The organism is Catenulispora sp. GP43 (genome assembly GCF_041260665.1).
Lineage (GTDB): Bacteria > Actinomycetota > Actinomycetes > Streptomycetales > Catenulisporaceae > Catenulispora.
This window is the reverse complement of sequence record NZ_JBGCCT010000029.1, coordinates 67,082-83,800: the sequence shown is the minus strand read 5'-3', so window position 1 is coordinate 83,800 and position 16,719 is coordinate 67,082. Positions and strand designations below refer to the sequence as shown.

The following is a 16,719-nucleotide window of genomic DNA, read 5'->3' as shown; positions in this document are numbered from 1 at the left end:
CTTCCACGAAAGGACGCGGTGTCGGTGCCCGCCGGCCGGCGTTCGCACCCTGCTCGATCAGTATTCGAATCCTCATGGTAACCGGGATCTTCCCGGCGCGGCAGGTCGCGCGGCGAATCGGCGTGTCAGCGGTATTCGGCGAGCCGGCGCCAGACCCCCGCCAGGGTCAGTGCCATCACCGCGCCGAACAGCACCGCCGGGACCGCGCCCCAGCCCGAGGCACCCGACTGCGCGCCGCTCATGGTGGCCTGGAAGGCCCGCAGCTGCGTGTCCGCGGCCTGGCCGAGGTGGGTGTCCAGGGCGTAGAAGTCCTGCCCCAGCTGACCGCCGGCGATGCCGGTCGCCTCGGTGAGCGCGGAGTCCACGTCGCCGCCGTCGACCTCGCTCTTGATTTTACCCGCGTCGCGCTGAACCGATGCCCAGTCGGCGCCCGCGCGCTGGGAAAGTGCCTGGTCGGTGTCGGTGAGACCGGTGCCGAGCAGTCCCGGGGCGCCGGCGGCGCCGTTGAGCGAGACCAGGTCGGCGGTGTAGCCGTGGTCGTAACCGAAATCCGGCGCGACGGTGTAGCGGACCATGGCGCCGACCGCGTCGTAGGAGACCGCGCGGGCGTGCTGAATGCCCAGGTAGGGGACCATGTGCTGGTCGACGGCGTGCTGGAGGCGGTCGCTCTGCCGCGCGGTCATGGTCAGGCCGGACACCAGGAAGACCGCCGTGGCGACGGTGGCCACGGCCAGGAAGGGGTTCAGCGTCCGGTGGAAGATGCGGGACAGCTTCACCTGGAAGACGATCAGCGCCGCGAGCAGCAGCAGCGTGGTGACGACCACCAGGATCGTGTCGACGGACCACGAGTCGTTCTCGCTGTTGGCCGAGTCGGTCAGCTGGTGCGCGTAGGAGTCGCGGATCTGGGCCGCGACCGGCAGCAGGTCGAAGTGCATGACGTCGGTGGCGCGGCTGTAATAGGCCAGCGCGACGGAGTCCGGATGGCCCTTGGTGGCGTCTGTCGAGAGCTGGTCCAGCGACAGCGCGGTGGCGGACAGGTCGTGGTAGAGCGTGACCTTGTCCAGCATGGTCTGGAACCGGCCCTGGACCGCCTGGTCGGACGTTCCCCCGATGGCCTGGCGCAGGTCCGCGTCGATCTCGGCGACCCGGCTGTTCACCGTGGCCTGGGCGTCGCCCTGCTCGGTGTCCAGATCGCTGTCCCCGATGGTCAGGATCTGGCGCGCGGTCTGCGAGTCGAGGTCGCTCAGCGCGAAGTACAGGTCGGAGGCGGACTGCGCCAGCGGCGCGGTCTCCCGCCCGACCCGGTTCACGCCGTGCTGCGTGTCGGCTATCGCCACCGTCCCCGCGGTCAGCGCCGCAACCGCGAGGACCACGATGGATCCGGTCCACTGTTGCAGCCTGGTCGGTGTCTTGCGTTCAGTTGTCCTCCCCACAGCACCAACCTAGGCACCGTTCGTGAACGGTCGGCGACTGCACGTAGAACGTTGATTCAACAGGCCGCTCAACCGGCACCCGGGACAGCTCCAGTACTACTGTCGCGCGAAGTACCCGCGGCGGTCGGTAAAGTTTTCTCCTGTTCGGCTTGGTAAGCCCAGCCAGTTGACCCTCTTTGAAGGAGCGCCCAGTGTCCGACTTCGCAGTGACGATCGCCGACGGCCCAAGCCGGGACGAGCGGACGGTCACGGTCGGCACGACGCTGGCGGACCTGTTCGCCGGCGACCGCTCCGTCGTCGCCGCCCGCCTGACCGACCCGGCCGGAACCCGGCTGGTCGACCTCGCCACCCTGGCCAAGGCCGGTGACCTGGTCGAGCCGGTCCCCGCCGACTCCGAGGACGGCCGGGCGATCATCCGCCACTCCACCGCCCACGTGCTGGCCCAGGCCGTGCAGCAGGCGTTCCCGGAGGCCAAGCTCGGCATCGGCCCGCCGATCCGCAACGGCTTCTACTACGACTTCGACGTCGAGCGGCCGTTCACCCCCGAGGACCTGAAGGTCCTCGAGAGCCGGATGCAGGCGATCATCAAGCAGGGGCAGCTGTTCTCCCGGCGCCCGGTCACGGATGAGGACGCCCGCAAGGAGCTCGCCGACGAGCCGTTCAAGCTGGAGCTGATCGGGCTCAAGGGCAAGGCCTCCGCCGACGACGCCGGCGAGGGCGTGGACGTCGAGGTCGGCGCCGGCGAGCTGACCATCTACGACAACCTGGACGCCAAGACCGGCGACCTGTGCTGGAAGGACCTGTGCCGGGGCCCGCACGTGCCCAACACCCGGTTCATCCCGGCGTTCAAGCTGATGCGTTCGGCGGCCGCCTACTGGCGCGGCAGCGAGAAGAACCCGCAGCTGCAGCGCATCTACGGAACCGCCTGGGAGACCCGGGACGCGCTCAAGGCGCACCTGGAGTTCCTGGCCGAGGCCGAGAAGCGCGACCACCGCAAGATCGGTGCGGAGCTGGACCTGTTCTCCTTCCCGGACGAGCTCGGTAGCGGTCTGCCTGTCTTCCACCCCAAGGGCGGCACCATCCGTCGGGTCATGGAGGACTACTCCCGTAAGCGGCACGAAGAGGCCGGGTACGAGTTCGTTAATACGCCGCACATCACTAAGGGGAACCTGTACGAGATCTCGGGCCACCTCGACTGGTACAAGGACGGGATGTTCCCGCCTATGGTGCTGGACGAGGGACACGGCAAGCAGGAGTACTACCTGAAGCCGATGAACTGCCCGATGCACAACCTGATCTACCGTGCGCGCGGTAAGTCCTACCGCGACCTGCCGCTGCGGCTGTTCGAGTTTGGCACCGTCTACCGCTATGAGAAGTCGGGCGTGGTGCACGGACTGACCCGAGTCCGTGGACTCACGCAGGACGACGCGCACATCTACTGCACTCGCGAGCAGATGCGCGACGAGCTCGTCAGCCTGCTGCGGTTCGTGCTGGACCTGCTGCGCGACTACGGACTGAACGACTTCTACCTGGAGCTGTCCACTAAGGACCCGGAGAAGTACGTCGGTACCGATGAGGAGTGGGAACTCGCCACGGACACCCTGCGCGAAGTCGCCGAGGGCGAGGACCTGGAACTGGTCATGGACCCGGGCGGCGCGGCGTTCTACGGTCCGAAGATCTCGGTGCAGGCGCGCGACGCCATCGGCCGGACCTGGCAGATGTCGACCATCCAGCTGGACTTCCAGCTGCCGCAGCGGTTCGACCTGGAGTACCAGGCCGCCGACGGGTCGCGGCAGCGGCCGATCATGATCCACCGCGCGCTGTTCGGCTCCATCGAGCGCTTCTTCGGGGTGCTGACCGAGCACTACGCCGGCGCGTTCCCGGCCTGGCTGGCGCCGGTGCAGGTGGTCGGGATCCCGATCACCGACGCGCACGTGCCGTATCTGGAGCTGGTGGCGGCCAAGCTGCGCGCCGAGGGGATCCGGGTCGAGATCGACTCCTCGGACGACCGCATGCAGAAGAAGATCCGCAACGCGCAGAAGCAGAAGATCCCCTACATGCTGCTGGCCGGTGACGACGATGTGGCCAAGGCCGCAGTTTCGTTCCGGTACCGGAGTGGGGAGCAGAACAACGGGGTGCCGGTCGACGAGGCCGTCGCCGAGATTGTGAAGGCGGTGCGGGAGCGGATCTGACCACGGATCCGTGGCGCCGCCGTCGGCGCGTCCGGCCGACCGGGACCAAACGGGGGCCCCGGTCAGCCGGCCGGACGCGGACGGGGAAACAGGGGGATGGGCTGTGCTGATCACGCATGAGAAGTGGCCGCGGACGGCGGAGGACGCCGAGGCGGAGCAGGAGCGGCTGGCCGGGCGGGTGGACGTGTCCGCGCCGCTGGCGCCATTCCGGTACGTCGCGGGGCTGGACGTGGCCTACGCGATCGACTCCTCGCGGGTCGCGGGGGCGGTCGTGGTGCTCGACGCCGACACGCTCGCGGTCGAGGACATGGCGACGGCGGTGATGGACGTCGAGTTCCCGTACGTGTCCGGGCTCTTGGCGTTCCGGGAGATGCCGGCGCTGATCAGCGCGCTGGAGCGGCTGTCGGTCGAACCGGATGTGCTGGTGTGCGACGGGTACGGGATCGCGCATCCGCGGCGGTTCGGGCTGGCGTGCCACCTCGGGGTGCTGGCGGGGAAGCCGGCGTTGGGGGTCGCGAAGACGGCGTTCGTCGGGCGGGCCGTCGAGCCGGGGATCCAGCGCGGTGAGGCCGCGGACCTGGTGCACGGCGGTGAGGTGGTCGGGGCGGTGTTGCGGACGCAGCTCTCGACGAAGCCGGTGTACGTCTCGCCCGGGCATCTGATCACCGTGGACGACGCCACGCGGCTGGCGCTGCGGTTGGCGACCAAGTACCGGCTGCCGGAGACGACGCGGCTGGCTGACCAGCTGTCGCGGCGGGCCCTGGCCGGGGCTTAGTTCTCTACTTCTACTTCTCCTTCTTTTCTTCCTCGGGCTGGTCGTCCGGCGCTTCGGCGTCGGCGGCCAGCCGCTTCAGGATGCGGACGAACAGCTCGGCCTCGATCGGGGTGAGGCCGGCGAGGAAGGCCTTCTCGGTCTCCTGATGGCGGCGTTCGCCCTCGGCGAGGGTGTTCTTGCCGTGCGCGGTGAGCTCGACGATGTTCTTGCGGCGGTCGTCGGGGCTGCGACGGCGTTCCACCAGGCCTTTGTCCTCGAGCTCGTCGACCAGCGCGACCATCGTGGTGCGGTCGACGCCGAGCTCCTTGGCCGCGTCGAGCTGGGACAGCGGCTCCGCGGCGTCGAGGACGACCAGCACGGCGAGCTGGCGTCCGGTGATGTTCAACGACTCCAGGGCGCGGGCGCCTGACTGCGAGAAGTTCAGCTGCGCGTGCTTCAGCAGGTAGCCGAGTCGGGAGGTGAGCAGTTCGGCCATACGGAGTACTGTACCCGCTCGCTGATCGTCATTGTGGCTGATGATTTGGTACGGTGACGATATGGAGTTGAGGATGGGCATCAAGACCACGCCGATGCATGTGTCGTACGAGGACATACGCCGGGTGTGGCAGGAGGCTGACGAGATACCGGAGATCGCCGACGCCTGGCTGTGGGACCACATGATGCCGCTGGCCGGCGATCGGGGCGGACCGGCGTTGGAGGGCTGGACGACGCTCGCGGCGCTGGCTGGGCAGACGTCGCGGCTGCGGATGGGGCTGCTGGTGACGAGCAACCGGTTCCGGTCGCCGGCGGTGCTGGGGAAGATGGCGACGACGGTGGACGTGATCTCGGGCGGCCGGCTGATCATGGGCCTGGGGGTCGGCGGGACGGTGCAGCCCCCGGACACCGGCGGGATCCCGGGGGAGAACCCGGGGGTGATGGAGTACGCCGCGTATGGCATACCGCTGATCAGCCCGCGCGAGGGGATAGCGCGGCTGGTCGAGACGGTGACCATCCTGCGGAGGATGTGGACCGAGGACGCGTTCGACTTCGAGGGCCCGTTCACCACGCTGGTCGGGAACCGGAACGCGCCGAAGCCGGTCCGGCCGGCGGGCCCGCCGCTGCTGATCGGCGGATGGGGCGACCGGACGCTGCGGGTGGTGGCGGAGCACGCCGACATCTGGAACATACCCGGGCCGCCGCACAACTCGGTGGAGTCGCTGGCCGAGCGCTCGCGGGTGCTGGACCGGCTGTGTGCGGCGGCGGGGCGGGATCCGGGGGAGGTGGTGCGGTCGGTGCAGGTGATCGTGGCGGAGGACGGGGCCGCCGAGGCTCGGGAGGCGATCGCGGAGTTGGTGGGGGTCGGGTTCCGGCATGTGGTGGTCGGGTCGCGGCGGATGTATCAGGACGGGGGGATGAAGTGGTTGGTGGAGGAGGTGATACGGCCGGGGGTTGAGGTGGGGGTCGGGTGAGATATCAGGCCTAGCGGGGCGGCGGGCAGAGGTGAGGGCTGGCTCGGGGCGGGGGGCTCGGCGGAAAGATAGTGGCGGCTGGCGGGTAGCGCGTGAAGTCGGCGGCGAGCACTGGGATGACGGTCGCGAGGCCGAGGCTAGGGCGGCTGGCGGGAGCTGCGAGTCGGTGGCTGCGAGGGCGAGGCAAGAGCGGCGGTCGCGAGGGCTTGGCAGTGGCGGCTGGCGGGAGCTGCGAGTTTGCCGCTCGCGATCCCGGATCGAGGATGCGTGCGGGCCTGGTGAGGCTGGTCGCGAGGCTCGGAGAAGGTGCCGGGGCTGGAAATGCGGCTTTGGGCCTCGGCTGGGGGCGGAGGCGCGCCTACTGTGTGACTTATGCGGCCTCGCGTTGAGAATCCCTTGACCCGTCTCGGGCTTGCCGAGCTTCGGACTCGGACGAGCATGAAGTGGCGGCAGTATCCGGAGGATGTGCTGCCGTTGTGGGTGGCGGAGATGGATGTGCCGACGCCGGAGGCGGTTGCGGAGGCGCTAGTCGACGCTGTGCGGCGGGGTGATACCGGGTATCCGTTGGGGGATTCGTATGCGGAGGCTTTGGGCGAGTTCGCTGTGCGGCGGTGGGGGTGGGACGGCGTCGTGGCGGAGCGGGCGGCGATTGTTCCGGACGTGATGCTGGGTGTCGTGGAGATGCTGAAGCTGGTCACGGGGCCGGGGGATCCGGTGGTGGTGAACAGTCCGGTGTATCCGCCGTTCTTCGACTTCGTCGCGCATATGGATCGGGAGGTGGTCGAGGCGCCGTTGGGTTCTGATGGGCGGATCGACTTCGGGGCGATGGAGGCGGTGTTCGGGCAGCTTGCTGGGGAGGGGCGGCGGGGTGCTTTTCTGCTGTGCAATCCGCAGAATCCGACCGGGGTGGTGCATACGCGGGAGGAGTTGGAGCGGGTTGCCGAGCTGGCTGCGTCCTTCGGGGTGCGGGTGGTCGCGGATGAGATCCATGCGCCGTTGGTGGCGGTGGGGGAGAAGTTCACGCCGTACCTGAGCGTCGCCGGTGCGGAGGATGGGTTGGCGCTGATGTCGGCGTCGAAGGGGTGGAATCTGGCGGGGCTGAAGGCGGCTGTGGCGATCGCGGGTCCGGCCTCTGCCGCGGATCTTGCGCGGATGCCGGAGGAGGTGGGGCACGGGCCCAGCCATCTCGGCGTGATCGCCCATGTCGCGGCGTTGCGGGATGGTGGCGACTGGCTGGACGCGCTGCTCGCCGGTCTTGATGAGAACCGGGTGCTGCTCGGGCGGTTGCTGGCGGAGTGCCTGCCCGGTGTGGAGTGGCGTCCCGGGCCCGGGACGTATTTGCAGTGGCTGGACTGTCGGGGCTTGGGGTTGGGCGATGATCCGGCGCGGGTGTTCCTGGAACGAGGCCGGGTGGCGGTGAACTCGGGAATTCCGTTCGGGAGCGGGGGTGCCGGCCATGTGCGGATCAACATCGCGACGTCGCCGGCCGTCCTGACCGAGGCGGTCGAGCGGATGGCGGCGGCGGTGGCGGCGGTGCGGTGAGCGCTGGAGCGGCGTCACTGGTGCGTCAGCGTCACTGCTGCGTGGCCTGGACGAAGGTCTCGTAGGCGCTGTCGTCGAACAGCACGAAGCGGACTTCCTCGACGGCGGTCGTCGCGGCGCTGACGGTGGCGACGGCGATGCGTGCGGCGTCGGCGATCGGCCAGCCGAAGATGCCCGTGGAGATGGCGGGGAAGGCGACGGTCGTGGCGCCGAGGGTGTCCGCGACTTCCAGGGAGTTGGTGTGACACGCGGCCAGCAGGGCTGAGCGGTCCTCGTCGCGGGAGTAGACCGGGCCGACGGTGTGGATGACCCAGCGGGCTGGGAGGCGGCCGGCGGTGGTGGCCACGGCTTGGCCGGTGGACAGGCCGCGGCCGTAGTGCGAGGCGCGCAGTGCGCGGCAGGCTTCCAGGATCTCCGGGCCGCCCGCGCGGTGGATGGCTCCGTCGACTCCGCCGCCGCCGAGCAGCGAGGAGTTGGCCGCGTTCACGATCGCGTCCACGTCCTGCTTGGTGATGTCGCCGCGGGCCAGGGTGATGCGGGGCTGGGACATGGGGCGATGCTGCCAATGGTGGGCGGTGGGCGCAACCGAGAGGCCGGGCGACTGCGGCCGCCCGGCCTCGGTGTGAACCAGCGTCCCTACAGCGTCAGTGAGGAAGACACCCACATGCTGTCCGGGTGCTCGTTCCGGTCCAGCCACAGGAAGGGCTGCTGGTCCCGGCGTTCCGGGTCCGCGCCCTGCTCCCAGGGGAAGCGGCCCTGGCGGTCCGGCCACACGGCCTGCAGGATCGGCCACGGCGGGGTCTGGAAGAAGTCCAGGCCGGCGCCGAACATGGCCGGGTACCAGCTCTTGTGGACCGGGCGGGTGGCGACTTCGTAGCCTTCGATCACGTTCAGGCGGCGCTTCTCGGCGCCGAGGGCGCGGCCCTCGCGGACCTGGACCGCGATCTTGGCGATCAGGGCCATGGCGTTCTCGACCGGCAGGCCGGTCATGCAGATGTCGTAGCCGCCGTGGGTGTGCCACATGCCGATCGAGTACGCCCAGTCCGGGGTGTCGTCGCCGGTGACCCCCATGATGTGCCAGCCGTGTTCGCGCACGTTGTGGGCTATCGCGCGGTCGCGGGGGTCCCACTGTGCCTCGTCGGGGTTGGCGGGCTTGCACAGCAGGCAGCGGCATGGGGCCGGTTCTATGTCCACGTCCTGAAGGTTACCCCGTGTCAGGCTCCTTGCGGCGGGCCCGGGGCGAGGTGGCCGGGGCCGTCGATCAGGATCTGCAGGGCGCTGTCGAGGATGGCGAACATGTCCGCCTCGGGGTCCGTGAGCCACAGTTGGTGGGTGGCCAGCAGGGCACCTATGACCGTGCCGGCCAGGACGCGGACCTCCAGGTCGTGGGGGGAGCGGTTCAGGCGTTCGGCGAACAGGTCGGCGAGCATGTCCGTGGTGGTGAACATGTGGTCCATCGCGCGGGCCCGGACCTCGGGGATGGTGTAGCTCAGGCGGGCGCGTTCCAGGGCCTCGGCCTGGCCGTCGGCGGGGACCTGGAGCATGGCGGTGTCGACGGCGGCGCGGAAGGCCTGCAGGATCGGGAGTTCCGGGGGCTGGGCGCGGAAGGCCGCGGCGAGCAGCGGGTCGTAGTCGTCGGTGAGGATCAGGTCTTCCTTGGTGGGGAAGTAGCGGTACAGCGTGCTCGGGGACACGTCGGCCGCGGCGGCGATCTGCTCCATGGTGGTGGCGCTGTAGCCGGAGTCGCGGAAGAGGCGGAGCGCGTGCCGCTGGATCGCGGCACGCGTCTGCGCCTTCTTGCGTTCCCGCAGGCCCGTGGGCGCCGGGGTCGCGGCCGGGGCCGAGGTTCGGTCAGTCGGCGGCATTGAGGAGATCACGACTCGATTCTGCTGCCTCGGACCCCTTCTCGGTCACCCGGGCCCGGCGGGGAAGCTGCGTGGCGGCCAGGACGCCGATCACCGCGAAGCCTGTGCTGACCCACATCGTCATGCTCGTGGCGTGCACCAGGGCCGAGCGCACCGACTCCAGGAGCGAAGGCGAGTGCAGTGCGCCGGCGACCGCCACGCCGGAGCCGGCGCTGCGGGTGGCCGCCGCGGCCGCCTCGGCCGGCAGGTGGGCCACGGCCGGTGCCAGGTGGCTGCGGTACTGGCCGTTCAGGACCGTGCCCAGGATCGCCACCGCGCAGGTGCCGCCGATCTGGCGGATGGTCATCAGCAGGCCGGAGCCGACCCCGGCGCGCTCGGCGGTGAGCTCGTCCAGGGCGACGGTCATGGTGATCGGCATCGCCAGGCCCACGCCGACGCCACCGATGGTGAGCCAGATCGCCACGAAGCCGTAGCCGTCGTGCACGCCGGTGGTGCTGCCGATCATCAGCGAGGCGGCCAGCAGCAGGAAGCCGGCGCCGATCAGCGGGGCCGGCCCCACCTTCTTCAGGAACGGCTGCCCGATCCGGACCCCGGCCATCAGGCCGGCGATCATCGGCAGCAGCCGCAGACCCGTGCCGAGCGCGTCGGCGCCCTCGACCGCCTGGTAGAACTGCGGCAGCGTGAACATCAGGCCGAACAGGGCGAAGCTGACGATGGTGGCCAGGATGGTGCCCCAGGTGAAGCCGCGGGCTCGGAACAGTTCCAGGTCGATGAGCGTCTGCTTCGGACCGCGCTGGAGCTGGACGAACCAGAGCAGCACCGCCAGCCCGCCGATCAGCGGGACCAGCGCCTGGGCCGAGCCCCAGCCGGTGTCCCCGGCCTTGATCAGGCCATAGGTGACCGCGGCCAGGCCGACCGCCGAGGTGGCCAGGCCCGGCAGGTCGATGCGCGGCTTGCGCTCGGCGCGGGACTCCGGGACCAGCCAGACCACCGCGATCAGGGCGATCACGACGACCGGCAAGTTGATCAGGAACACCGAGCCCCACCAGTAGTGGTCCAGCAGCCAGCCGCCCAGGATCGGGCCGAGCGGGATGCCCAGCATGTTGGCGGTGGCCCAGATGCCCATGGCGCGCGGCCGTTCCTCCGGCGTGAACAGCACCGTCAGCACGCTCATGCTCAGCGGGATCAGCAGCGCCGCGCCGACGCCGAGCACCGCGCGCCAGGCGATCAGCTCGCCGGCGTTGGAGGCGAAGGCGCAGAAGCCCGAAGCGACGCCGAACGCGGTCAGCGCGATGACCAGGATCCGCTTGCGGCCGAACCGGTCGCCGAGTAGCCCGCCGGGCAGCAGCGCGATGGCGAGCGCCAGGTTGTAGGAGTTCGCGAACCACTGCAGCTGGCTGGTCGAGGCCTTCAGCGACGTGGCCAGCGTCGGCAGCGCGACGTTCAGCACCGTCAGGTCCAGCCCCACCACCAGCAGGCTCAGCGCCAGACCGCCGAGCGCCCACCACTTGCGGCCGTCCGCCGCCGGCGGGACCACTGCTTTCTCTTCTGTCGCTGACATGACAGCCCCCTTCTCTTGGCAGTGACTACAAAATGGAAGCTACTCTCAGAATGAGGAGGGGGCAAGAGAAGGGGGCAAGAGAGGCGACCGCGGCTACCCGCCGAAGTACTCCAACGCCGAGGCCAGTGGCTTGCGGGTGAGCGCGGGGACCTCGCAGTCGGCGGCCGGATAGCCGACCGGGAACAGGATGAAGGGGCGCTCGGTCGAGGGACGCTCGAGGATCTCGGTCAGGAAGGCCATCGGGTTGGGGGTGTGGGTGAGGGTGGCCAGGCCCATCGTGTGCAGGGCGGCGATGAACAGGCCGCAGGCGATGCCGACGCTCTCGTTGACGTAGTAGTTCTTGCGCAGGCGGCCGTCGGGCATCGGCGTGCTCTTCTCCGCGAAGGCCACGACGATCCACGGGACGGTGTCCAGGTAGGACTTGTCGGAGTCGGTCTCCAGCGGCCCGAGGGCTTCCCGCCACGCCGCCGGCAGCCGGCCGCCCTCGTAGTTGATGCGCTCTTCCTCCTCGGCGGCCTCGCGGATCCGGTGCCGCAGCGCCGGATCGCCGACCGCGACGAACTTCCACGGCTGCTGGTGCGCGCCGGACGGGGCGGTGTTCGCCGCGGCCACCGCCAGCTCGATCATCTCGGCCGGGACCGGATCGGGGGAGAAGAAGCGGACGCTGCGGCGCGCGTCGAGGTGGGCGTGGAACTGCTTGCCGCGCTGGATCGCCTCAGCCTGGTCCAGGCGTTCGGGGCAGTACGGCAGGAACGGATGCGTGTGGCTCCGTGTGCTGGCTGTCATGCCGCTCAGCGTAGGGTCGCGATGTGGCTGGAATCACGTGGTCCCGGAGCCTTCGAGCCGGGAACGGGGCCCGCGATTGAGGTACAGCTGAGGCTATGAGCGATCTCGAAGCCGGCGGTACCGAGCCGCCGCTGCACGTCTTCCGAACCCGGGTCTGGTTCGACGAGCTCGACAAGGTCGGCGTCCTGCACAACGCCCGCTACGCCGTGCACGCCGAGCGGGCCCTGAGCACCTGGTACGAGAGCCGTCCGGAGCTGATCGACGGACCGGATATGCGGCACCTGGTGAAGGCGTACGAGGTCGAGTTCCGCGTCCCGGTCTCCGCGGTCGGCGAGCTGGACGTGGAGCTGCGCGTGGTGAAGATCGGGACGACCAGCTGCGTCTACGAGTTCCGCTTCGTCGGCGACGGCGGCGTGGTGCACGCGGTCGGGCGGCGGACCATCGTCCGCACCGGCCCGGACCGGCGGCCCACGCCGTGGTCGGACGACTTCCGCCGGATTCACGAGCGCGGGCCGGAGTAGCGGACCCGGATCCGCGCGGGGTCGGCGGGGTCGCGGTCGATGACCTGCACCGGCGGCCAGGCCCATTGCCAGATACCGACGCTGATGCCCGGGGCGCGGGAGAACCGGATGTGCCCCCGGGTGCCTTCGACGGAGATGTGCGGCCAGGCCTCGGCGATGGTCTTGCGATCCGAGCCGTGGGTGCGCAGGATCTCGGCGAGGACGGCGATGGTGTCGTAGCCCTCGAACGCGACGAACGACGGCGGGCCGGCCAGACGCTCGTGGAGTGCGGAATCGACGCGCTCGCCGAGCGGGGTGAGGGCTTCGGGCAGGTAGCTCAGGAACGGGATGCCGGTACCGTCGGCGCCGAGCAGTTCGGCCCATTCGGTGAACTCGGGCTGGCCGGCGGGAGCGCCGATGAGGATGTCGGTCAGCCGCGCGTCGGCGCGGACGGCCTTGACGATCGGCACCGCCGGCTCGGGGGTGCCGGCGAGAAGCAAGAGGGCTGTCGCGCGGCTGTCGACGAGGGCATCGCAGACTTCGGTGATGTCGACCTCGACGAGGGTGGCGCCGCGAGAGGTCAGACGGTCGCGCAGGACGCGGGTGCCGGACTCCCAGTAGACGGTCGGCTGAGCTGCGACGGCGATGCGGGTGTGGCCTGCGGCGAGCAGGAAGTCGGCGTAGACCTGCCAGCAGTGGGACTGTGCCGGGGCGATGCGGGCGACCCAGTCGGTCGGGTGCTCAGTGAGGGTGTCGAGGACCGCTGAGGAGCAGAGGAACGGGATGCCGCGGGCGTCGGCGCGGGCCGCGGCGGTGCGGGCGACGACGCTGTGGTACTCGCCGACGATGGCGGCCGCGCCGAGGTCGGCCAGCTCGTCGACGGCGGCGGTGGCCTTGGCGGGGTCGGCGGCGGTGTCGCGGATCAGGAGGTCGATGGGGATGCCGCTGTCGCCGACGGCCAGCTCGATTCCGGTGAGAAGGTGGCGGCCTGCTTCGGCCCAGCCCGGCTTGCTCAGGGGAGCCAGGGCGCCGATGCGGATGGGCGACTGCGACTGCGACTGCGACTGCGACTGCGACGGCGGCGGCGGCATGGTCATGGGCTGATCGTAGGTGTGATCATGAGGCCGGTTCCAAGGCCACTGGCAACGTGATGGCCTGGTTGCGAAAAACAAAGTGCCGCCGAGATCCGAAGACCCCGGCGGCACTCAGCGTTCTGACCAGCTGATCTCAGCTCAGCGAGTACGGTGCCAATTCCTTGGGCAGCTCCGAAGCCGAGGCCCGGTCCAGCAGGAACAGGCTCCGTCCGCGCCCGCGCGCCCCGGCGGCCGGGATCTGCACGGGCCCCGCGCCGGACAGCGCCAGGTGCGTGACCTTCGCCTTCTCCGCCCCGGCCGCGACCACCCAGACCTCGGCGGCCGCCTGGATCGAGGGCAGGGTCAGCGAGACCCGCAGCGGCGGCGGCTTCGGCGAGTTGCGGACGCCGACCGCGCTGCGCTTCTCCTCGTACAGCTCCGGGTGGCCCGGGAACAGCGAGGCGATGTGGCCGTCCGGGCCCATGCCCAGCAGGAGCACGTCGAAGGCCGGGACGTCCGCGCCCTCGCGGGCGTAGTCCGCCAGCGTCGCCGCGTACTGTTCCGCCGACTCCTCGGGCGTGAAGCCCGCCTTGTCGGCGGCCGGCATCGCGTGGATGTTCTCCGGCGGCAGGAGCCCTTCGGTGACCAGGCCGTCCAGCAGGGCCTCGCGGGCCTGGGTCTCGTTGCGCTCCGGATCCCCGGAGGGCAGGAAGCGCTCGTCGCCCCACCACAGCTGGACCCGGGACCAGTCCACCGCGGTGCGCGCCGGGGAGGCCGCGACCGCCGCCAGCGTCTTGATGCCGACGGTGCCGCCGGTCAGGACGACGTGCGCGGCGCCGCGGAGCGCCTGCACGTCGGCCACCCGGGTGATCAGCCGCGCCGCCACAGCCTGCGCCAGGACCTCCGCGTCGCGGTGGACGATGACGACCGGAGTGGCGCTCATGGAGCGTCGTCCAGCGGCTTGTCGATCGCCAGGTCCTGGTCTTCCTTCTCCTGCTCGACCGACTCCCTGGGCAGCTCGCCCAGGGGGCCGGAGTCGGGCTCGGCGGTCATCGTGATGGTGGCCTGCTTCGCCGGCTTCGGCGCCACCTCCTCGATCTGCGCCACGTCCCGCTCGGTGACGTGCCGGAGCACCTCCTCGTACGTCTCGTCGACGTCCAGGCGGCGCAGCTCCTCGGTGAGCAGGTCGGCCAGCTCGCGGCGCTTGAGCGCGACGTGCCGGTCGGGCTGCTCGGGCATGGACAGGATCGCGAGCATCCCGTCCGGGCGGGTCAGGCTGATCTCGCCCATGTCGGTGCCCAGGTGCACCCCGGTGATGCCGGGGCCGGTGTCCGTGGACAGCGTCACCGGCACGCCCAGGCGCCAGCCCAGCCAGACCGCCAGCAGCCGCGACGACGCGTTGTCGATCTCCGCGGTGACCTTGACGCTCTTCACCATGCAGGGCATCTGATCCAGGGCCGCGGCCAGCATGGAGCGCCACGGGGTGCAGCGGGTCCAGGACAGGTCGGTGTCGCCGGGGGAGTAGCCGCGCAGCCGGTCGGCCACCTGGATCGGCTGGTGCGTGCCGGAGGCGTCGGTGATCCGGCGCGTCGCCAGCTTGCCCAGGGCCGACTCGGCCGGGTCCTCGGGGGAGTCGGCCGGCCACCAGGTGACCACCGGGGTGTCCGGCAGCAGCAGCGGCAGCACGACCGCGTCGGCGTGCGCGGCCAGCTCGCCGTTCAGGCGCATCACCACCGCCTCGCCCGGGCCCATCTCGTCGCCCACCCGCACCTCGGCGTCCAGCCCGCTGAAGGGCTGCTCCGGGTGCGGTATCACGACCAGGATGCGCGAGGGGTGCGCGCGCGAGGCCTCGCGCGCGGCCCGCAGGGCGTAGTAGTGGTGCCGTTCATCGGTCTCGATCACCAGGGTCAGGACCGCGCCGGTGGTGGCCGCCCCGGCCTCCTTGCGGATGTCGATCAGGGCGCCGGCGATCTTCGCCGAGGTGGTGGAATCCAGGTGCTTGATCATGGCCGCCGCCAGCTCCGTCCGTCCTTCGCGAGCATCTCGTCCGCCTTGGCCGGACCCCAGGTGCCCGAGGTGTACTGCTCCGGCTTGCCGTGCTGGCCCCAGTACTCCTCGATCGGGTCCAGGACCTCCCAGCCCAGTTCGACCTCCGCCACGCGCGGGAACAGCGGCGCGTCGCCGAGCAGCACGTCCAGGATCAGCCGCTCGTAGGCCTCCGGGGAGGACTCGGTGAACGCCTCGCCGTAGGCGAAGTCCATGTTCACGTCGCGCACCTCCATCGAGGTGCCCGGGACCTTGGAGCCGAAGCGGACCGTCACGCCCTCGTCCGGCTGCACCCGGATCACCAGGGCGTTCTGCCCCAGCTCCTCGGTCTGCGTCGGGGTGAAGGGCAGGAACGGCGAGCGCTTGAACACCACCGCGATCTCGGTGACGCGGCGCCCCAGACGCTTGCCGGTGCGCAGGTAGAACGGCACGCCGGCCCAGCGGCGGGTGTTCACCTCCAGCTTCACCGCGGCGTAGGTGTCGGTCACCGAGTCCGGCGAGATGCCGTCCTCCTGCAGGTAGCCGACCACCTTCTCGCCGCCCTGCCAGCCGGCCGCGTACTGCCCGCGGACCGTGTAGGTGTCCAGGTCGTCCGGGAGCCGGATGGCCGAGAGCACCTTGGTCTTCTCCGCGGCGATGGCGTCGGCGTCGAAGGACACCGGCTCCTCCATCGCGGTCAGGGCCAGCAGCTGCAACAGGTGGTTCTGGATGACGTCGCGCGCCGCGCCGATGCCGTCGTAGTACCCGGCCCGGCCGCCGATGCCGATGTCCTCGGCCATCGTGATCTGGACGTGGTCCACGTGGTCCCGGGTCCAGATCGGCTCGAACATCTCGTTGGCGAAGCGCAGCGCCAGGATGTTCTGGACGGTCTCCTTGCCCAGGTAGTGGTCGATGCGGAAGACCGACTTGGGCGGGAACACCGAGTCCACGATGGCGTTGAGCTCCCGGGCCGAGGCCAGGTCGTGCCCGAACGGCTTCTCGATGATGACGCGGCGCCAGGAGCCCTCCGGTCCCTGGTCCAGGCCCACCTCGTGCAGCTGCTCGACCACGCCGGGGAAGAACTTCGGCGGGACCGACAGGTAGAACGCGTGGTTGCCGTTGGTGCCGCGCTCGGCGTCGAGCTTGTCGATGGTCTCCTTCAGCTCGATGAAGGCCTGCTTGTCGCCGAACTCGCCGGAGACGAAGCGGAAGCCCTCGGACAGCTGGCGCCAGACCTCTTCGCGGTACGGGGTCCGCGCGTGCTCCTTGACCGCCTGGTGCACTTCCTCGGCGAAGTCCTGGTCGGCCCAGTCCCGCCGGGCGAACCCGACCAGGGCGAAGCCCGGGGGCAGCAGCCCCCGGTTCGCCAGGTCGTAGATCGCCGGCATCAGCTTCTTGCGGGACAGGTCGCCGGTGACGCCGAACATCACCAGGCCGCAGGGCCCGGCGATGCGCGGCAGGCGGCGGTCCGCGGCGTCGCGCAGCGGGTTCGCCGCGCCCTCCGGCGCCAGCTCGTGCG

The 16,719-nt window shown here is 70.4% G+C and carries 16 protein-coding genes; 5 read left to right on the top strand and 11 right to left on the bottom strand.

Features of this window, described 5'->3' with window-relative positions:
* Positions 1–125: 125 nt before the first annotated feature.
* Positions 126–1,433, bottom strand: coding sequence for a hypothetical protein (locus ABH926_RS41065; protein ID WP_370371716.1), 1,308 nt, complete (start codon positions 1,431–1,433; stop codon positions 126–128).
* A gap of 191 nt (positions 1,434–1,624) precedes the next feature.
* Here ABH926_RS41065 and thrS point away from each other — a divergent pair, with 191 nt between their 5' ends.
* Both thrS and ABH926_RS41055 read left to right on the top strand, forming a co-directional pair.
* Positions 1,625–3,625: a threonine--tRNA ligase gene (gene thrS / locus ABH926_RS41060; RefSeq protein ID WP_370371714.1), complete on the top strand. Its 2,001-nt coding sequence runs from the start codon at positions 1,625–1,627 to the stop codon at positions 3,623–3,625.
* A 103-nt stretch (positions 3,626–3,728) separates the two neighbouring features.
* Positions 3,729–4,400 (top strand): endonuclease V, encoded by a 672-nt coding sequence (locus ABH926_RS41055; RefSeq protein ID WP_370371712.1) that lies wholly within the window; start codon positions 3,729–3,731, stop codon positions 4,398–4,400.
* 10 nt (positions 4,401–4,410) lie between these two features.
* Here ABH926_RS41055 and ABH926_RS41050 read toward each other — a convergent pair whose 3' ends face one another.
* Positions 4,411–4,875, bottom strand: coding sequence for a MarR family winged helix-turn-helix transcriptional regulator (locus ABH926_RS41050; RefSeq protein WP_370371710.1), 465 nt, complete (start codon positions 4,873–4,875; stop codon positions 4,411–4,413).
* A 61-nt stretch (positions 4,876–4,936) separates the two neighbouring features.
* Here ABH926_RS41050 and ABH926_RS41045 point away from each other — a divergent pair, with 61 nt between their 5' ends.
* Both ABH926_RS41045 and ABH926_RS41040 read left to right on the top strand, forming a co-directional pair.
* Positions 4,937–5,848 (top strand): LLM class flavin-dependent oxidoreductase, encoded by a 912-nt coding sequence (locus ABH926_RS41045; protein ID WP_370371708.1) that lies wholly within the window; start codon positions 4,937–4,939, stop codon positions 5,846–5,848.
* A 438-nt stretch (positions 5,849–6,286) separates the two neighbouring features.
* The gene (locus ABH926_RS41040) at positions 6,287–7,390 is read left to right on the top strand and encodes a MalY/PatB family protein (protein ID WP_370371706.1); all 1,104 of its coding nucleotides are present in this window, start codon (positions 6,287–6,289) and stop codon (positions 7,388–7,390) included.
* 31 nt (positions 7,391–7,421) lie between these two features.
* On the opposite strand, the gene ABH926_RS41035 is transcribed toward ABH926_RS41040, so the two are convergent.
* From ABH926_RS41035 to ABH926_RS41015, 5 genes are all read right to left on the bottom strand, one after another.
* The gene (locus tag ABH926_RS41035) at positions 7,422–7,940 is read right to left on the bottom strand and encodes an O-acetyl-ADP-ribose deacetylase (protein ID WP_370371704.1); all 519 of its coding nucleotides are present in this window, start codon (positions 7,938–7,940) and stop codon (positions 7,422–7,424) included.
* Positions 7,941–8,026: 86 nt separating this feature from the next.
* A complete protein-coding gene (locus ABH926_RS41030) occupies positions 8,027–8,584 on the bottom strand; it encodes a DUF4262 domain-containing protein (RefSeq protein ID WP_370371702.1) in 558 nt (185 codons plus the stop codon).
* Between the two features lie 20 nt (positions 8,585–8,604).
* Positions 8,605–9,267: a TetR family transcriptional regulator gene (locus tag ABH926_RS41025; protein WP_370371700.1), complete on the bottom strand. Its 663-nt coding sequence runs from the start codon at positions 9,265–9,267 to the stop codon at positions 8,605–8,607.
* Positions 9,242–10,816, bottom strand: a complete 1,575-nt coding sequence (locus tag ABH926_RS41020; protein ID WP_370371698.1) for an MFS transporter — start codon at positions 10,814–10,816, stop codon at positions 9,242–9,244. Before ABH926_RS41020 ends, ABH926_RS41025 begins: the two co-directional genes overlap by 26 nt.
* 93 nt (positions 10,817–10,909) lie before the next feature.
* Positions 10,910–11,602, bottom strand: coding sequence for a nitroreductase family protein (locus ABH926_RS41015; protein ID WP_370371696.1), 693 nt, complete (start codon positions 11,600–11,602; stop codon positions 10,910–10,912).
* Positions 11,603–11,697: 95 nt separating this feature from the next.
* Here ABH926_RS41015 and ABH926_RS41010 point away from each other — a divergent pair, with 95 nt between their 5' ends.
* Entirely contained in the window at positions 11,698–12,123 is a 426-nt protein-coding gene (locus ABH926_RS41010) for an acyl-CoA thioesterase (RefSeq protein ID WP_370371694.1), read from the top strand.
* Here ABH926_RS41010 and ABH926_RS41005 read toward each other — a convergent pair.
* From ABH926_RS41005 to zwf, 4 genes are all read right to left on the bottom strand, one after another.
* Positions 12,102–13,193 carry an ABC transporter substrate-binding protein gene (locus ABH926_RS41005; RefSeq protein ID WP_370371815.1) on the bottom strand — a complete coding sequence of 364 codons (1,092 nt, stop codon included), beginning with the start codon at positions 13,191–13,193 and terminating at the stop codon, positions 12,102–12,104. The two genes, ABH926_RS41010 and ABH926_RS41005, sit on opposite strands and share 22 nt — an antisense overlap.
* A 136-nt stretch (positions 13,194–13,329) precedes the next feature.
* Positions 13,330–14,118, bottom strand: a complete 789-nt coding sequence (gene pgl, locus ABH926_RS41000) for a 6-phosphogluconolactonase (protein ID WP_370371693.1) — start codon at positions 14,116–14,118, stop codon at positions 13,330–13,332.
* Positions 14,115–15,182, bottom strand: coding sequence for a glucose-6-phosphate dehydrogenase assembly protein OpcA (locus tag ABH926_RS40995; RefSeq protein ID WP_370371692.1), 1,068 nt, complete (start codon positions 15,180–15,182; stop codon positions 14,115–14,117). The genes pgl and ABH926_RS40995 overlap by 4 nt, the downstream gene beginning before the upstream one ends.
* Positions 15,179–16,711 carry a glucose-6-phosphate dehydrogenase gene (zwf, locus tag ABH926_RS40990; RefSeq protein WP_370371813.1) on the bottom strand — a complete coding sequence of 511 codons (1,533 nt, stop codon included), beginning with the start codon at positions 16,709–16,711 and terminating at the stop codon, positions 15,179–15,181. The genes ABH926_RS40995 and zwf overlap by 4 nt, the downstream gene beginning before the upstream one ends.
* Positions 16,712–16,719: the final 8 nt, after the last annotated feature.

What these genes read in the sequence shown, in the direction of transcription:
- ABH926_RS41050 (WP_370371710.1), bottom strand. Translation starts at nt 4,875, where the DNA reads ATGGCCGAACTGCTCACCTCCCGACTCGGCTACCTGCTGAAGCACGCG.
- ABH926_RS41045 (WP_370371708.1), top strand. Translation starts at nt 4,937, where the DNA reads ATGGAGTTGAGGATGGGCATCAAGACCACGCCGATGCATGTGTCGTAC.
- ABH926_RS41040 (WP_370371706.1), top strand. Translation starts at nt 6,287, where the DNA reads ATGAAGTGGCGGCAGTATCCGGAGGATGTGCTGCCGTTGTGGGTGGCG.
- ABH926_RS41035 (WP_370371704.1), bottom strand. Translation starts at nt 7,940, where the DNA reads ATGTCCCAGCCCCGCATCACCCTGGCCCGCGGCGACATCACCAAGCAG.
- ABH926_RS41020 (WP_370371698.1), bottom strand. Translation starts at nt 10,816, where the DNA reads ATGTCAGCGACAGAAGAGAAAGCAGTGGTCCCGCCGGCGGCGGACGGC.
- ABH926_RS41015 (WP_370371696.1), bottom strand. Translation starts at nt 11,602, where the DNA reads ATGACAGCCAGCACACGGAGCCACACGCATCCGTTCCTGCCGTACTGC.
- ABH926_RS41010 (WP_370371694.1), top strand. Translation starts at nt 11,698, where the DNA reads ATGAGCGATCTCGAAGCCGGCGGTACCGAGCCGCCGCTGCACGTCTTC.
- ABH926_RS41005 (WP_370371815.1), bottom strand. Translation starts at nt 13,193, where the DNA reads ATGCCGCCGCCGCCGTCGCAGTCGCAGTCGCAGTCGCAGTCGCAGTCG.
- pgl (WP_370371693.1), bottom strand. Translation starts at nt 14,118, where the DNA reads ATGAGCGCCACTCCGGTCGTCATCGTCCACCGCGACGCGGAGGTCCTG.
- ABH926_RS40995 (WP_370371692.1), bottom strand. Translation starts at nt 15,182, where the DNA reads ATGATCAAGCACCTGGATTCCACCACCTCGGCGAAGATCGCCGGCGCC.